The organism is Pseudoduganella sp., from assembly GCF_041914865.1.
Lineage (GTDB): Bacteria > Pseudomonadota > Gammaproteobacteria > Burkholderiales > Burkholderiaceae_D > Rugamonas.
Map to the genome: position 1 here is coordinate 5,198 of NZ_JAYSCO010000042.1, position 14,813 is coordinate 20,010.

Consider the following 14,813-nt stretch of genomic DNA (forward strand, 5'->3'; position numbering starts at 1 on the left):
AAACAAAAAAATTTAAAAAATTGATTTTGTGATCTCCCCCCCCCCAAAGTGGACAAAAATGTGGAGGTGGAAATGAAAAAGGCGCCCGCTTGGGGCGCCTTCGAGGTATTCGGAGGGGCGAGCACCAGGTATCTCCTGGCGTCGCCTCAGCGCCGGTTGCACCCGGCGTTCATATCGCCTCAGTCGGCTATGAACAGCTTCCAGACGGGGTCGTTTCCTCAACGTCGCTCTGCGGTTCGCGTCACGCTATCGGTGGTGACTGCGGCAGAACCTCGCCTGTGTGAGCCCAGTATAACGCAGTTGAAAAAATTTTGTCTAGCGTACAAAAGCAACAGCCATTACTCCTGGGTAGCAGCTTCTTCCATAATAGGCTCCGCTGCTGCAGCGGGTTCTTCTTTTTTGCGGAACGACTGCCAGATCTTTAACGGCCCCTGCCCGCGGCGCTTGCGCAGGAAGTAGATCACGCCTCCCAGCACGGCCAGTCCAGCCAGGCTGCCGGCCGCCACCATGATCCATTTGCTGCGGGACTTGGCTTCCTGCTCCGGGGTGGCGCCGGGTTTGGTCGGCTTGGCGCCGGGCTTGCTCGGGGCGGGTTCGGGCTTGGCCGGCGCTGCGGCTTCCTTGGCTGGTGCGGAGGTGGCGCTGGCGGCTTGCGCGGCGCTTGCGGCAGCCACGCTGGCGGCGGCACTGCCGGCGCTGGATGCGGCCACGGGCGCCGCACTGGGCGATGGCGGTACCGCCAGGGCTTGCTGCAAACGCTGCACTTTTCCTTCGAGGTCGACCAGCTTTCCGGTCATCGCCTGGCATTGCTGGATTTGCGCTTCGACTTGCGCCGGTACGCAAGCTTGTGCGGGCGCCGCAGCTGGATGGGTATTGGTTGTCAGTGCTGCCGCCTCGGCGCGCACGGGGCGCGCAACCGCCGCTGCCTTCACCGGCCCCGGGGCTGCCTTGGGCTCGCTTGCCGCGCTTGCCGCCGCAGGCTGCGCTGGCACTTTGGCACTCGCCTGTTTGCGCGCGGTGAAGGCGCGTTCAGCCGCCGCAGTCAGGCCTGCTTCGCCCTGCCCTGCCGGGTCCGGCTTGGCCAACGGCGCGGCGGGTGCAGCTGGCGTCGGTGCAGGTGGCGGGGAAGGCGCTGGCGCAGGCAGTGGCGCTGCCGCCGGCGTCGCTGCCGCCAGGGCGGCCGTCCGCGCGGCGCGCTGGGCCGGTGGCTCGGGCGTCAGCCAAAGCGTGGCGGCGCGGATGATTTGCCGTCCGCCGCTACTCAGCTCCAGGAACAGGTGCAGGCCTTCGACGTTCACCGGCTGCAATGTGGTCAGGTGCAGGAAGCGGCGGTTGTCGCGCTTGGCGACGGAGATGTACAGGCCTGCCAGGGCCGGCGGCACGCTCAGCCCGGCGCCCTTGAAGACATCCGGATTGGCCAGCCTGGCCTGGATCTCGGCCAGGTCGGCCGGGGTCAGGTCGACCAGCTCGATATCGGCCGACAGCTGTTGGCCGAGATACGAATTGACCTTCACCTCCCCCAACTCGGCAGCACGCACCGGGCCACACAGGGTGGCGGCAAGCAGCGGCAGCACCAGGGCGCCCAGGGTCAATCGTTTGCTTAGCATGGAGAACAGGTCTATTTCCGTAATGTATTCATTAACGGCCAAAAATCCCATTTTTATAGCCCCGGCAGAGGAATAGCCAAGGCGTTAGAATCATGTCATCACTTTCCCACCCTTGGAGTCCCACATGAACAGCAGAACCGAGCGCGACAGTTTTGGCCCGATTGAAGTTCCCGCCAGCCAGTTGTGGGGAGCCCAGACCCAGCGCTCACTGGAGCATTTCCGCATCTCCAGCGAACGCATGCCGCCTGAACTGATTGCCGCACTGGCCAGTGTGAAGCGCGCTGCGGCCCAGGTCAACCTCGATCTCGGCGTGCTGGACGCCGGCAAGGCGAAGGCCATCATGCAGGCGGCGGATGAAGTGCTGCAGGGTCTGCACCCAGGCGAGTTCCCGCTGGCGGTCTGGCAAACCGGCTCGGGTACGCAATCCAATATGAATATGAACGAGGTGCTGGCCAACCGCGGCTCCGAGCTCATGGGCGGCGAACGCGGCGAGGGCCGCAAGCTGCATCCAAATGACGATGTCAACAAAGGCCAGTCCTCCAACGACATCTTCCCAACCGCCATGCACGTGGCGGCGGCCCAGGCGGTGGCCAACAATGTGCTGCCCGCCCTGCGCCAGTTGCGCGCCACCCTGCAGGCCAAGGCACAGGCCTTCGAAGGCATCGTCAAGATCGGCCGCACCCACCTGCAGGATGCCACCCCGCTGACCCTGGGCCAGGAATTTTCCGGCTACGTCGCGCAGCTCGACTACGCTGAAAAGGCGATCGAAGCGACCCTGCCGGCAGTGCTGGAGCTGGCGGCCGGCGGCACCGCAGTCGGCACCGGCCTGAACGCGCATCCCGAGTACGCCGGCCGCATCGCCGCCGAATTGGCGGCCCGCCTGGGACTGCCCTTCCGCAGCGCCGACAACAAGTTCGCCGCGCTGGCTGGCCATGACGCCCTGGTGTCGGCCCATGGCGCCCTGAAAACGCTGGCCACCGCGCTGATGAAGCTGGCCAATGACGTGCGCTGGATGGCCTCCGGCCCGCGTTCCGGCCTGGGTGAAATCACCATTCCCGAGAATGAGCCGGGCAGCTCGATCATGCCGGGCAAGGTCAACCCGACCCAGAGCGAGGCGCTCACCATGCTGTGCTGCCAGGTATTCGGCAACGATGTGGCGATTACGCTGGGCGGCGCGTCCGGCAACTTCGAGCTGAACGTGTTCAAACCGCTAATCGCGCACAACTTCCTGCAGAGCGCGCGCCTGCTGGCGGACGGCATGCGCAGCTTCGACGAACACTGCGCGCACGGCATCGAACCAAACCTCAGCCGCATTGCCGAGCTGATGGAGCGCTCCCTGATGCTGGTCACCGCGCTGGCGCCCCATATCGGGTATGATCGCGCCGCGCAAATTGCGAAAAAGGCGCAGCACGAGGGCACGACATTGAAAGAAGCGGCCCTGGCCCTTGGTTTTGTGAACGAAAGCCAGTTTAATGAATGGATTGTTCCGTTAGAAATGACCAAGCCAGGCGGCAAGGGTTGATTCCATATAGAAATACAACACCCCAGCGCCAGCCCAACAGAAAGAGGATTAAAATGCAGAAAGTAGATTTCGAATTGACAGGCGAGTACATCGAGCTGAACCAGCTCCTGAAGGTGGTCGGCCTGTGCGACAGCGGCGGCGCTGGCAAGCAGATTGTGGCCAGCGGCGACGTGAAGGTCGACGGCAAACAGGAGTTGCGTAAGACGGCAAAAATCCGGGCGGGCCAGCGTGTGCGCCTGGGCGACGTGCAGATTGACGTCCATGCCGAGGGCAGTGCGGCCTGATTAAACCCGCGCGGAGGGTAGCATCATGGATGGCCCCGACGAGAAGCAAATGCCGACGCAGGAGCAGCTGATCGGTGACCTGCGCCAGGTCATCGAGAATGCTGAAGAACTGCTCAAGAATACCGACCACTACACCAGCGTGCTGTACCAGTCAGCACGCGCCAAGCTCGCGCAAGCCTTGCTGGCAGCGAACGAGGAGCTTGAGCGTTGCGAGGATGCGCAGCTGTTGCGCATGATTGAAGCGACCCACCGTGCCAACCTCCTGCACCGCGACCTGAGCGGGGAGGATAAATTGATGCGCGCTTTCTATTAGGATTGGCCAAATAAAAAACCCGCAGGCACCGGCAACGGTGCGGCGGGTTTCTTTATTGCCCGGTTACAGCTCAGGCAGTGGTATTGATGTTCTGGCCCAGGTACGACGGCAGGTTGCTGGCGGCTGGCGCTGGCGGGATCGCTTCGATCAGGGCCTGGGCGCTGGAGGCTTGCACGTCCTGTGCCTTTTTCATGACGGCATAGCCGACCTGGACCCGATTGCTGGTCTCGGCGATAGTCGTTGCTGCTTTGGCAATGCTCACTGCGTCCATTTTAAACCTCCCACTTGTACTTATCTTGAATTACGGACGAGTTTTGGGGAACTTTAGGCTTGGCGCGGAATTTTTTTTACCAGCCAGGCGAGGACGGTTTCCGGACGGTTCAGGTCGAGCCACTGCAGGCGCGGTGGCAGGGCTTCCGGCATGGGCTGGTCGGAGGCGATGGCGACAATGCTGTGGTCGTCCAGGTAGCGCGGCGGCTGGCCGGCAATGCCGCGGTAGACCTCCAGCTTATCAATTTGCCATGCATGGAAGCCTTCGACCAGGGTCAGGTCGGCGGGTTTCAATCTTGCCAGCTGTTCGTCGCAGCCCGGCTCTTCGGCGCCGCGCAGTTCGTGGATGATCGCGAAACGGTACGGCGACGCGATCATCACTTCGGCCGCACCAGCCTGGCGGAAGCGGGCGCTGTCCTTGCGTGGCGGTTCCAGCTCAAAGTCGTGGTGGCTGTGTTTGATGACGTTGACCTTCCAGCCGGATTTGGCCAGTTCGGCCACCAGATATTCCACCAGCGTGGTTTTGCCGCTGCCGGACGGGCCGACAACGCCAAGGACATTCTGTTTATTGCTCATAACTGCACTCGATAGCGGTAGCCGCGGAAGCTGAAAACTGCCTGCTTGGGCTGGAGTTTTTCCAGCAGGAGGCCGGGCGCGACTTCCTCGCCTTCCCTGCGCAGGACTTTGTCGATCAGCAGCAGGCGGTCGGCCGGATTCTTGGAATAGATGTAGCCACCCAGCGCGATTTGCGGGATGGCGCGCTGGATGGGTTCGGGAAGGTCTTGCAGCGATTGGATGTGTTCCTCCACCGGCGCGGGAGCAGCCGGCGCGGGTGTGGCTGGCGCGTCGGCGGCGCGCTGGCTGACAGGCGCGGGCTTCAGTGCGGGTTGCGGCGGCACGGGTGCGGCGCTGGCCGCGACGGCCGTCGCAACCGAAGGCGCGGGCGGCACGCTTGCGGCCATGGTCGCAGGGGATTTAGGCGGGGCGGCTTCGGTCCGTGCCTGGGGCACGGGGGCACCCGGCGCCGGCTGCGTGGCCAGGACGGGCGCGCCGGCAGTTGTCTGGGTGGCCCCAGCTGCGGCGGGTGCGGCGGCGGCGACGGATGCGGCAGCAGCGGCCGGCGCCGCAACCGGCGCCACAACCGTCGGCGCGGCAGGCACGTCGGCGGCGGCGGCGGTGCTTGGCGAACGCGCATCGGCGACGGTTGCGGGTGCACTCGCAGCAGGCGGCAACGCGGGGGCTGGCGGGCTGGCGGCCGGCTGCTGGCGCACCAGCATGGTGGCCAGGCCGGCGATGGCTGCACCCATCAGCACCAGGGCCGCGATCAGGGGCGCCCGGCGAGGGCTACTTCCCTGCCCTGGCGGTGCGCTAGCCAGCGTGGGGGCGTGGATCGTCGGCGTGGAGCCGATCTGGCGTTCGGCCTGCGCTTTCTTAAGTGCTTCGAGAATATAGGACATATTATTTCCCCGCTGCGGCCAGCAGGCGCGGCTCGGTCAGATTGCCCGGCTGCGACAGGCGGATGAAGGTCTTCGGCCCGGCGACGCCATCGGCTCTCAGGCCTTGCGCGGTTTGGAATTCGCGCAAGTATCGCAGGGTTTCGCCGGCCAGTGGCTGGTTCTCGCGCGGTTTCTTGATCCCGTTTATTTGTGCCAGGCGGCGCGCCAGCCAGTCGACGTCCGGGCCTTTGTCGCCTTGCGCGACTTCTTCGCGCCAGCTGCGGGGGGCGCGCCAGAACGTCATGAAGCTGCCGTCGAAGCGGCTTTCCAGCGCATCGGCTGGAACGGTTTCGGTCCCGCTGCCGGTGATGAGGGTCGCTTTGCCGGCGTTGAGTGCTGACAGCAGCACCGTCCGGGGCTTTGCGGGATCGTCGCGCAGCTTGATGATGACGGGGCGATTCAGCCTGCGGATCTCGGCCAGGCCGCCCTTGGTTTGCCAGCAGCGCAGGTTGCGCTTGGCGGCTTCGGGACAGCCTTCTCCTGGGGCCAACTCGATTTCCCACTGTGCGGCCAGTTGGCGCAAAGCGTCATCCATGGTGAGCGATGCCGCTGCTGGCGCGTCAGGGCGCACGGTGGCGGCGGGCGATGGCGCGACGCCAGGCTGCAGCGCCGGGGCGACAGATGGCTGAACGGTGGCCGGCTGGGCGGCGCCAAGCGGCTGCGCTGCGGCTGCCGGCTGTGCGGCGGTCGGCTGCGCGGCGGCGGATGGCTTTGCGGCGCCGGGCGGCTGGGCGGCGCGCGACGCTTGCAGGGCGGCGGACGAAGCGGCGGCTTGCGTGGCGGCGCCCGGCGCGGACGCGGGAACGCTTGCAGTAGGCATCAACTGCCACGCCGCAGCCGCCGTGATCGCAGCGCCTGCCAGGACACCGGCAGCGGCAAGGCGCCATGGCCGTGCGCGGCCGGCTGGCGCGCCCTCCCCGGCAAACACTTCCTCCGCCGCGCGCCGCAGGATGGTGGCATTCACCTGCGCACGGTTCTCCACATAAGCCCCCAAGAGCGCGCGGTCGCACAGGAGATTGATCCGGCGCGGCACGCCTTTGCTCAACTGATGCACACGCCGCAGCAGGCCGCGCGGGAACAGTTCGACCGCCCCTGCCCCGGCAACCGCCAGGCGATGCTGGATATAACTGCCCACCTCCTGCTCCGACAGGGAGCCCAGGTGATAGCGCGCGATCACGCGCTGCGCCAGCTGCTCGAGCTCGGGCCGCGCCAGCATGCCGCGCAGCTCCGGCTGCCCGATCAGGATAATCTGCAGCAGCTTGCGTTCGCTGGTTTCAAGGTTGGTCAGCAAGCGCAATTGTTCCAGCACGTCTGCCGACAGGTTCTGCGCCTCGTCGATCACCAGCACATTGTTCAGGCCCGCCGCATGCGACTGCAGCAGGTAGGCATTGATCGCGTCGACGTAGGCTTTGACGCTGTGGGCGCCGCCCGGCAGCGCGATGCGGAACTCATCGCACACCGATTGCAGCAGCTCCGCCACCGTCAGCTTGGGATTGAAGATATAGGCCAGCCGGCAATCGGCCGGAATCTGCTCCATGAAGCAGCGGCACACCGTGGTCTTGCCCGCGCCGATCTCGCCGGTCAGCAGCACGAAACCGCCGCCGCTGCCCACGCCGTACAGCAGGTGCGCCAGCGCCTCGCGGTGCCGTTCGCTCATGAACAGGTAGCGCGGGTCCGGGGCGATCGAGAATGGCAGCTGTTTGAGGTTGAAGTATTGCGTGTACATGGTCGGCGCTTAGCGCAGCGCAGGCGGCAAGGGCTTGAATTTGGCGCAGTATATCTTGGAGCGCGTGTTGAAATAGACGATCCGGCTGCCCGGCTTGGACTCCCGCACCGGATAGCGCGAAGCGTCGATTTTCGCATACGACAAGCCGTCCTGGCGGCGCACCGCCTTCTCCAGCTCTTCCGGCGTGGTATCGGCCACGGCGCCGACGAAGCTGTACGGGAAGCTCTCGTCGCTGACGATCACCTCGAGCACCGGCACGCCCCACAGCAAAGCATCGTCGGTACGGAACCAGTAGGCCCCGCCCTCGCGCTTGTAGGGCGGGCCGAAATGCTGGCTAAGGTAGTCGAAGTAATAGCGGTTGGACGTCTGGTCGCGGCACAGCAGGCCGTTACCCAGCACATCGCCGAAATGGGAAGGCGGCGCGGCATGCGCCAGGGAAGATGCGGCCAGCAGGCTGGCGCAAAAAAGTCGCAGGCCCGGCATCACTTACAGTTTCTGCATCCAGGCGCGGTTGGCACTGATCTTGGCCTTGGCAGCAGGCGGCAACGCTTCATAACAGCCAGGATATTGCTTCAGGGAACCTTCGCGGATTTCCTTCTGCAAACCATTGATCAGGAACACGTATACCGTTCCACCCTGGTCGGTCGCTTTGGTTCCTAAGTACTTGATCATAAGAGTCTCTCCTGACGAGCATTATGACATTTCAAAACGAAAGCACAACGTTTTGGGTCAAGCCGTGTGCATTTCGGCCTCGGAAAAATGCAGTTCGTTCCCCGTTTTTGCGCTTCTGTCTTTTTCCCGGCCCGGCCCGGGGCGGATTCACATATCGTTTCACCATCCCAACCTGGACAGTGACAATCAAAATGAAAAAGCTGATCACCTACGGCGCTGCCTTTTCCCTGATCGCCCTTGGCGTCTCGACGCTGCATGCGACGCCGTCGGAAACCGAGAAGAAGGCCGAGCAAACGCCGACCCGCGAAAACCGCCCGGTGACAGCCTTCAGCCGAATTGAAGTCGACGGCCCCTACAAGGTCCTGGTCAATGCGCAGGGCGCGCCGGCCGTGGAAGTCAGCGGCCCGAAACGCCAGGTGGAGCAACTGGAAACCGTGGTCCAGGGCGACACCCTGCATATCCGCCCGCTGCGCCGCAACCACTGGGTGTTCAGCTTTGGCAAGCAGCGCGAACCGGTGATCGTGAAAGTCAGCGCCAGCGGCCTGAAAGCACTGAGCTCGAGCGGCAGCGGCGACGTCGAACTGGAGCGCGTCGATAGCAATGAATTCAAGCTGATCAGCACCGGTCCTGGCGACCTCAGCGTCTCTGGCAGCGCCACCGAACTGACCGTCAAGGCCAGCGGCAGCGGCGACCTGCACCTGCACCGCATGCGCGCCACCAATGTGAACCTGGTCATGACCGGTCCGGGCGACGTGACGGCGCCGGCCATTACCGGCGACCTGAATGCGGTGCTGTCCGGCTCCGGCGACCTGGAAGCGAGCGACGTGCGCGCCAACAAGGTCAACGCCTCGGTCAGCGGCCCCGGCAATGTGGAACTGCGCGGCAGCAGCCGCGACATCCGCGTCGACCTGTCCGGCTCGGGCGACCTGGAAGCCTGCGGCATGCAGGTGGAGAATGTGAGCGCCATCCTGAACGGCCCTGGCAGCGCCTGCCTGAGCGGCAACATCAAGAAGTTCGACGCCGAAGTGCACGGCTCGGGCGACCTGGAAGCGCGCGGCCTGCAAACCCAGAACACGCGCGTCAGCCTGAGCGGCCCGGGCGGCATGAACCTGTCCGGCAGCAGCGCCACCCTGAGCGCGGACGTCAGCGGTTCCGGCGACCTCGATGCCAAGCAGCTCAAAGTAGCCAAGGCGGTCACCCGCAGCAAGGGCCCCGGCAATATCTACCTGAGCAAGGTGAGCGATTCGCTCGATGCCGAGGTGCGCGGCTCCGGCGAGCTGCAGGCCGAACCGGAATGCAAGGATGTCAAAGTGAGCATGAGCGGCCCGGGCGGCGTGCAGCTGCGCGGCTGGACCAGCACCCTGAACGTGCAGATGTCCGGCTCCGGCAGCCTCGACGCGCGCGACATGCTGGCCAAACAGGCCGAAGTAAATGTGCGCGGTCCAGGCAATGCCACGGTGAATGTACAAGGCAAAGTGGCGGCGCAAGGCCAGCAACTGGTCTCCGACAAACAGCGTGTGGTGACGATCGACCGTCGTGGCGCCCACACTGAATGATTGACGACATCGCTGCTGACGCCTGGGGCGCCGGCAGCGATTAGCTTCTTCCTCCTGCCCGGCCACTGGCCGGGCTTTTTTTCGTCCATACCAAAAACCATACCATTACCGATCCACGCCATCCCCTTTTCAATCAATGACTTAGGCTTTAGTGGTGTGGTATCCATGCGAACCGAAACAATACCAGTTAAATACCTGTTGACAAGCTGGTGTGCTCCCCATATAGTCGCCACAGTCCTTTTCATCCCGTGAAAAAATGATTGAATTCCTGATAGGCGTCGATGGCGGCGGCAGCGGCACACGCGTACGCCTGGCCCGCACCGATGGGCAATTGCTGGGCGAAGGCCAGGCCGGCCCCTCCGGCCTGCTGCATGGTATTAAGAACGCCTGGACTGCCGTCGAGGAAGCGATCAGCCGCGCCTTCGAGGCGGCCGGCTTGCCGCTGGCGCCGCGCGAGCGCATCGCCGTCGGCCTGGGCCTGGCCGGCGTGCATAACAAGCAATGGGCCGCCAACTTTGTCGCCGCCAATCCCGGCTATGCCGCGGTCGCGCTGGAAACCGACGCCTTCACCACCGTCCTGGGCGCCCATGAAGGCCAGCCCGGCGCCATCATCGCGCTCGGCACCGGCAGCGTGGGCGAAATCCTGCATGCCGACGGCAGCCGCTGCGAAGTGGGCGGCTGGGGCTTCCCGGCGGGCGATGAAGCCAGCGGCGCCTGGATCGGGCTGAAAGCCATCAACCACATCCAGCAGGTGCTGGACGGCCGCGTGCCGGGCAGCGCCTTCGCCGACGCCGTGATCGACGCCTGCGGCGGCAACCGCGAACGCATCCAGGTCTGGCTGGCCAACGCCTCGCAAACCGCCTACGCCCAGCTGGCGCGCCTGGTCCTGCAGCATGCCGACAGCAACGCCATTGCGCGCGGCATCCTGGTCGAAGCCGGCCAGCAGGTGGCGCTGATTGCGCACGGCCTGGACGCCAGCGGCACCCTGCCCATCGCGCTGTGCGGCGGACTCGGCGAACCGCTGCGCGCCTACTTGCCGCCTGCCCTGCTGCAGCGGATTGTTCCACCCAAGGGCGACTCGGCCGCGGGTGGCCTGCGCCTGATCCAACAACACTTGAAGGAGTAGAGCGTGCTATCCCAGTTGAGCAATTTCCGGCCCGACGCCGACAGCGACACCCCGCTGTACATGCAATTGGCGAACCAACTGTCCGACGGCATTGCCAGCGGCGACTGGCGCGCCAATGAAGCGCTGCCCTCTGAACGGGTGCTGTCGGAAATGCTCAACATCTCGCGCGTGACGGCGCGCAAGGCGATCGACATGCTGTGCGCGCGCGGCATGCTGACGCGCCGGCGCGGCTCGGGCACCTATATCACGCCCAAGCTGGAACAGCCGCTGTCGCGCCTGACCAGTTTCTCCGAAGAGCTGCGCCAGCGCGGCTTTACCGCCGGCTCGCGCTGGCTGCAACGCGAAATCGGCGTGGCGGCGCCGATCGAGCTGCTCTCGCTCGGCCTGTCGCCGAACATGCCCGTTGCGCGCCTGAAGCGCCTGCGCACGGCGGACGACGTGGTGATGGCGATTGAAACCTCGACCATCCCGGCCATGTACATGCCGGATCCGGGCAACGTCAACGGCTCCCTGTACGGCTACCTGGAAGCGAGCGGCAACGTGCCGATGCGCGCGCTGCAGCACATCCGCGCCATCAACGCCAATGCCGAGCAGGCGCGCCTGGCCAATATCGCGCCCGGCACCGCCATGCTGCACATCACGCGCGTGAGCTACCTGGAAAGCGGCGCAGCAGTGGAACTGACCCACTCCTACTGCCGCAGTGACTATTATGAATTTGTAGCGGAGTCGCGTCGATGAACGAGGCAATCAAAGGCAATATCCTGACACCGTCGGGCTGGCTGAACGGCACCATCACCTTCGGCGAGCGCATTGCGGACATCGCAGGCGCCAGCGGCGACCCGGCGCACAACAGCGACGACTATATCCTGCCCGGCTTCATCGACCTGCACGTGCACGGCGGCGCCGGCAAGGACGTGATGGAAGGCGGCGACAGCGTGCACGCGATTGCCGCCATCCACGCCCGCCACGGCACCACCTCCATGCTGGCCACCACCATGACCGCGCCGCCGGAGGATATCGACCTGGCGCTGGCCGCCATCGGCATGGCCGTGCGCCAGCGCGGCAAAGGCGAGGCGCGCGTGCTGGGCGCCCACCTGGAAGGCCCGTATATCAACAGCGGCAAACTGGGCGCGCAGCCGAACTTCGCGCGCGCCGCCACGCTGGAAGAAGTGCACCGCCTGGAACAGCTGGCGCCGCTGCGCGTGATCACCGTGGCGCCGGAAATCTCGGGCCACCTGGAGCTGGTGCGCGACCTGGCCGGCCACGGCGTGCGCGTGCAGATCGGCCACACCCTCGGCTCCTACGAGGAAGGCGTGGCCGCGCTGGACCACGGCGCCACCGGCTTTACCCATCTGTTCAATGCCATGAGCGGCCTGCACCACCGCGAGCCCGGCATGGTCGGCGCGGCGCTGGCGCACGCCGAATTCGCGGAACTGATCCCGGACCTGCTGCACGTGCACCCGGGCGCGATCAAGGGCGCGCTGCGCGCCATCCCGCGCCTGTATTGCGTGACCGATTCCACCGCCGCCACCGGCATGCCGGACGGCGAGTACATGCTGGGCCGCCACATCGTGCACAAGTGCATGGGCGGCGTGCGCCTGCCCGACGGCACCCTGGCCGGCTCCACGCTGACGCTGGACCAGGCCCTGCGCAACCTGGTCGGGCTGGGCCTCGACCTGGCCGACGCCTCCAAACGAGTTTCCACCCATGCGGCCGACTACCTCGGCCTGCAGGACCGCGGCCGCCTGGCGCCCGGTGCGTATGCCGACCTGGTCGTGATGGACCGGGACTTGAAACTGAAAGCCGTTTATATCGAAGGAGAACGTTGTGACCTCAATGATGCTTAAAGAAGCCCTGTCTGCCGCCGACTGCGTGGAACAGCAGCTGGCGCACGACACCGACCGCTACGCGGAACTGGGCCGCAAACTGAGGAGCACCCCGTTCGCCTCCGCCCTGACCGTGGCGCGCGGCAGCTCGGACCATGCCTGCAACTACATCGCCTACCTGATCATGTCGCGCCTGGGCCGCGTGGTCGCTTCGCTGCCGATGTCGCTGGTCACGCTGCACAAATCGCCGCTGATCACGCGCGATACGCTGGTGGTGTCCGTCTCGCAGTCGGGCCAGAGCCCGGACGTGGTGGAACCGATCCGCTACTTCCGCGACGGCGGCGCCACCACCGTGGCCCTGGTCAACGATGCCGAGTCCCCGCTGGCGCACAGCGCCGAATGGGCCATGCCGCTGCGCGCGGGCAAAGAGCAATCGGTTGCCGCGACCAAGAGCTTCATCACCTCGCTGGTGGCCGGCGCGCGCATGGTCGCGCACTGGCAGAACGACCCGGAGCTGCTGGACGGCCTGGCCGCCCTGCCGGCAGCACTGCGCGCCGCCTGCGAAGTGGACTGGTCGCCGGCGATTGAAGTGCTGGCGCCGGCGCGCAACATCATGGTGGTGGGGCGCGGCATCAGCTTCCCGGTCGCCCTGGAAGCCTCGCTCAAGTTCAAGGAAACCTCGGCCCTGCAGGCGGAAGCCTTCTCCGGCGCCGAGATCAAGCACGGCCCGATGGCGCTGATCGAAGAAGGCTACCCGCTGCTGATCTTCGCCACCCGCGGCCCGACCCAGGCCGGCCTGCTGGCCCTGGCGGAAGAAATGCGCGGCCGCGGCGCACGCGTGCTGCTGGCGGCGCCGGAAGACGTGGCGCAGCGCGACCTGACCCTGCCGGTGGCGGCCACGCCGGACCTCGACCCGATCGTCGCGATCCAGGCCTTCTACGTGATGGCGGCCCAGCTGTCCGCTGCGCGCGGCCTGGACCCGGACCGTCCGCGCCACCTGAACAAAGTCACCAAGACCCACTGATCCACCCAGCACCCGCGCGGCCTTCGATGAAGAACAGTCTCCTGCTTGCTGCATTGATGGCCGTTGCCGGCGCCGCATATTGCGCGCCGGCCGCCGCGCCGCAGCAGCACATCGAGTTCTGGACCTTCAGCATGAAGCCGCGCTTCACGCCCTATTTCGAAGGCGTGGTGCGGCGCTACGAGGCCGCCAATCCCGGCGTGCGGGTGGAATGGGTCGACTTCCCGTGGGACATCATCCAGACCAAGCTGGTGACGCGCATCGTGGCCGGCAAACCGCCCGCGCTGGTCAACCTCAACGTACCCTGGGCCGAAGAATTTGCGCGCGACGGCCTGCTGACGCCGGTCGACAGCCTGCTCGGCGCCGAGCGCGCGCGCTACCTGCCGAGCGCCCTGCAGGACTTGAACTTTGGCGGCAAGACCTACGGCTTCCCGATGTACAGCAACGTCGCCGTGATTGCCTACAACCGCGAGATCTTCCAGGCCGCCGGCATCACGCACGCGCCGCGCAACCTCGATGAGCAGCTGGCGTTCGCACGCCAGATCGCCCAGCGCACCGGCAAGGCCGGCCTGTGCCCGGCCCTGTCCAAGGTCGACGGCCTGATGCTGCAGCAAGGCCTGCCCGTGCTGCAAGGCGGCCGCGCCGTCTTCAACTCGCCCGCCCACGTCGCGTTCGTGCGCAAGCTGGCCGACACCTACCGCGCCGGCGGCCTGCTGAAGGACGGCCTGTTCGCGGAGGACAATTTCCCGCCTGCGGTGGAAGCCTACAAGAGCGGCCGGCTCGGCATGCTGCTGGCGCCGCCGACAGCGCTCAAGCGCATCCAGGCCGACGCGCGCGAGGTGTACGCCATCACCGGTGTCGCCCCCGCGCCGCTGGGCCCGACCGGCATTGCCGACGGCGGCTGGCTGATCCACTTCGGCGTACCGGCGCGGGTGCCGGCGCGCGACCTGCCCGGCATCGGCAAGTTCGCCCGCTTCCTCACCAGCGACGAAAACCAGCTCGAATTCGCGCGCCAGGCCAGCGTCTTCCCCGCCTCCGCGCAGGCCGCGAACGACCCCTTCTTCACCGCCGTACCGCCCAACGCCGGCGCCGCCGAAAAAGCCGTCGCCGCCGGCGCCGTTTCGATGCCGCACTCGCGCACCATGTACGTGGCCGGCGTGGAAGACTACGACGAGCTGCGCCGCGCGCTGGTCAAAGCGGTGGAAGCCGGCGTCACCGGCCGCCAGGACATCCAGCAAGCGCTCGACGCCGCCGCCGCCATCTGGAACCGCAAATTGTCCATGTTGGGGTCAGGAAGAAAGGTGGTGGGGGGGGGGGGGGGTTTGGGGGGTGGTGGGGTGCGCCCCAAAGGAGGATTGGGGGGGGGGTGTGGGGGGGGGGGGGGGGGGGGGGGG

16 protein-coding genes are annotated in these 14,813 nt (G+C 66.0%); 9 read left to right on the forward strand and 7 right to left on the reverse strand.

Annotation, left to right across the window (positions count from 1 at the left end; genetic code table 11):
• Positions 1-338 precede the first annotated feature (338 nt).
• Positions 339-1,607 (reverse strand): FimV family protein, encoded by a 1,269-nt coding sequence (locus tag ACE3TQ_RS18310; protein ID WP_374583727.1) that lies wholly within the window; start codon positions 1,605-1,607, stop codon positions 339-341.
• A gap of 124 nt (positions 1,608-1,731) precedes the next feature.
• Between ACE3TQ_RS18310 and fumC the strand changes: the two genes are divergently transcribed.
• The 3 genes from fumC to ACE3TQ_RS18325 are packed head-to-tail and all read left to right on the forward strand — an operon-like array spanning position 1,732 to position 3,726.
• The gene (gene fumC / locus ACE3TQ_RS18315; protein WP_374583728.1) at positions 1,732-3,129 is read left to right on the forward strand and encodes a class II fumarate hydratase; all 1,398 of its coding nucleotides are present in this window, start codon (positions 1,732-1,734) and stop codon (positions 3,127-3,129) included.
• A gap of 53 nt (positions 3,130-3,182) precedes the next feature.
• Positions 3,183-3,413, forward strand: coding sequence for an RNA-binding S4 domain-containing protein (locus ACE3TQ_RS18320; RefSeq protein WP_130315011.1), 231 nt, complete (start codon positions 3,183-3,185; stop codon positions 3,411-3,413).
• Positions 3,414-3,438: 25 nt separating this feature from the next.
• Complete coding sequence (locus ACE3TQ_RS18325; protein WP_374583729.1) at positions 3,439-3,726, forward strand: DUF883 family protein; 288 nt, start codon at positions 3,439-3,441, stop codon at positions 3,724-3,726.
• A gap of 70 nt (positions 3,727-3,796) precedes the next feature.
• Here the strand turns inward: ACE3TQ_RS18325 and ACE3TQ_RS18330 are convergent, their stop codons facing one another.
• From ACE3TQ_RS18330 to ACE3TQ_RS18355, 6 genes are read right to left on the reverse strand one after another with little or no spacing between them, the layout of a single operon-like run.
• A complete protein-coding gene (locus ACE3TQ_RS18330; protein ID WP_374583730.1) occupies positions 3,797-3,997 on the reverse strand; it encodes a YjfB family protein in 201 nt (66 codons plus the stop codon).
• A gap of 53 nt (positions 3,998-4,050) precedes the next feature.
• Positions 4,051-4,572: a molybdopterin-guanine dinucleotide biosynthesis protein B gene (gene mobB / locus ACE3TQ_RS18335; RefSeq protein ID WP_374583731.1), complete on the reverse strand. Its 522-nt coding sequence runs from the start codon at positions 4,570-4,572 to the stop codon at positions 4,051-4,053.
• A complete protein-coding gene (locus tag ACE3TQ_RS18340; RefSeq protein WP_374583732.1) occupies positions 4,569-5,453 on the reverse strand; it encodes a general secretion pathway protein GspB in 885 nt (294 codons plus the stop codon). Before ACE3TQ_RS18340 ends, mobB begins: the two co-directional genes overlap by 4 nt.
• Before the next feature lies 1 nt (position 5,454).
• Positions 5,455-7,218, reverse strand: a complete 1,764-nt coding sequence (locus ACE3TQ_RS18345) for an AAA family ATPase (RefSeq protein WP_374583733.1) — start codon at positions 7,216-7,218, stop codon at positions 5,455-5,457.
• 9 nt (positions 7,219-7,227) lie between these two features.
• Positions 7,228-7,701: a hypothetical protein gene (locus ACE3TQ_RS18350; protein WP_374583734.1), complete on the reverse strand. Its 474-nt coding sequence runs from the start codon at positions 7,699-7,701 to the stop codon at positions 7,228-7,230.
• 3 nt (positions 7,702-7,704) lie between these two features.
• A complete protein-coding gene (locus ACE3TQ_RS18355; RefSeq protein WP_161024664.1) occupies positions 7,705-7,890 on the reverse strand; it encodes a hypothetical protein in 186 nt (61 codons plus the stop codon).
• 191 nt (positions 7,891-8,081) lie between these two features.
• Here ACE3TQ_RS18355 and ACE3TQ_RS18360 point away from each other — a divergent pair, with 191 nt between their 5' ends.
• The 6 genes from ACE3TQ_RS18360 to ACE3TQ_RS18385 all read left to right on the forward strand — a co-directional run.
• Positions 8,082-9,446 carry a GIN domain-containing protein gene (locus ACE3TQ_RS18360; RefSeq protein ID WP_374583735.1) on the forward strand — a complete coding sequence of 455 codons (1,365 nt, stop codon included), beginning with the start codon at positions 8,082-8,084 and terminating at the stop codon, positions 9,444-9,446.
• 256 nt (positions 9,447-9,702) lie between these two features.
• Positions 9,703-10,572 carry a BadF/BadG/BcrA/BcrD ATPase family protein gene (locus ACE3TQ_RS18365; protein WP_374583736.1) on the forward strand — a complete coding sequence of 290 codons (870 nt, stop codon included), beginning with the start codon at positions 9,703-9,705 and terminating at the stop codon, positions 10,570-10,572.
• 3 nt (positions 10,573-10,575) lie between these two features.
• Positions 10,576-11,310, forward strand: coding sequence for a GntR family transcriptional regulator (locus ACE3TQ_RS18370; protein WP_374583737.1), 735 nt, complete (start codon positions 10,576-10,578; stop codon positions 11,308-11,310).
• Positions 11,307-12,419: an N-acetylglucosamine-6-phosphate deacetylase gene (nagA, locus tag ACE3TQ_RS18375; RefSeq protein ID WP_374583738.1), complete on the forward strand. Its 1,113-nt coding sequence runs from the start codon at positions 11,307-11,309 to the stop codon at positions 12,417-12,419. Before ACE3TQ_RS18370 ends, nagA begins: the two co-directional genes overlap by 4 nt.
• Entirely contained in the window at positions 12,409-13,422 is a 1,014-nt protein-coding gene (locus tag ACE3TQ_RS18380; protein WP_374583739.1) for an SIS domain-containing protein, read from the forward strand. Before nagA ends, ACE3TQ_RS18380 begins: the two co-directional genes overlap by 11 nt.
• Before the next feature lie 26 nt (positions 13,423-13,448).
• Positions 13,449-14,813, forward strand: a 1,365-nt coding sequence (locus ACE3TQ_RS18385; protein WP_374583740.1) for an ABC transporter substrate-binding protein, incomplete at its 3' end; no start/stop codon positions are given.

Coding starts and splice junctions, on each gene's coding strand:
- ACE3TQ_RS18310 (WP_374583727.1), bottom strand. CDS start 1,607: ATGCTAAGCAAACGATTGACCCTGGGCGCCCTGGTGCTGCCGCTGCTT.
- fumC (WP_374583728.1), top strand. CDS start 1,732: ATGAACAGCAGAACCGAGCGCGACAGTTTTGGCCCGATTGAAGTTCCC.
- ACE3TQ_RS18320 (WP_130315011.1), top strand. CDS start 3,183: ATGCAGAAAGTAGATTTCGAATTGACAGGCGAGTACATCGAGCTGAAC.
- ACE3TQ_RS18325 (WP_374583729.1), top strand. CDS start 3,439: ATGGATGGCCCCGACGAGAAGCAAATGCCGACGCAGGAGCAGCTGATC.
- ACE3TQ_RS18330 (WP_374583730.1), bottom strand. CDS start 3,997: ATGGACGCAGTGAGCATTGCCAAAGCAGCAACGACTATCGCCGAGACC.
- mobB (WP_374583731.1), bottom strand. CDS start 4,572: ATGAGCAATAAACAGAATGTCCTTGGCGTTGTCGGCCCGTCCGGCAGC.
- ACE3TQ_RS18340 (WP_374583732.1), bottom strand. CDS start 5,453: ATGTCCTATATTCTCGAAGCACTTAAGAAAGCGCAGGCCGAACGCCAG.
- ACE3TQ_RS18345 (WP_374583733.1), bottom strand. CDS start 7,218: ATGTACACGCAATACTTCAACCTCAAACAGCTGCCATTCTCGATCGCC.
- ACE3TQ_RS18350 (WP_374583734.1), bottom strand. CDS start 7,701: ATGCCGGGCCTGCGACTTTTTTGCGCCAGCCTGCTGGCCGCATCTTCC.
- ACE3TQ_RS18355 (WP_161024664.1), bottom strand. CDS start 7,890: ATGATCAAGTACTTAGGAACCAAAGCGACCGACCAGGGTGGAACGGTA.
- ACE3TQ_RS18360 (WP_374583735.1), top strand. CDS start 8,082: ATGAAAAAGCTGATCACCTACGGCGCTGCCTTTTCCCTGATCGCCCTT.
- ACE3TQ_RS18365 (WP_374583736.1), top strand. CDS start 9,703: ATGATTGAATTCCTGATAGGCGTCGATGGCGGCGGCAGCGGCACACGC.
- nagA (WP_374583738.1), top strand. CDS start 11,307: ATGAACGAGGCAATCAAAGGCAATATCCTGACACCGTCGGGCTGGCTG.
- ACE3TQ_RS18380 (WP_374583739.1), top strand. CDS start 12,409: ATGATGCTTAAAGAAGCCCTGTCTGCCGCCGACTGCGTGGAACAGCAG.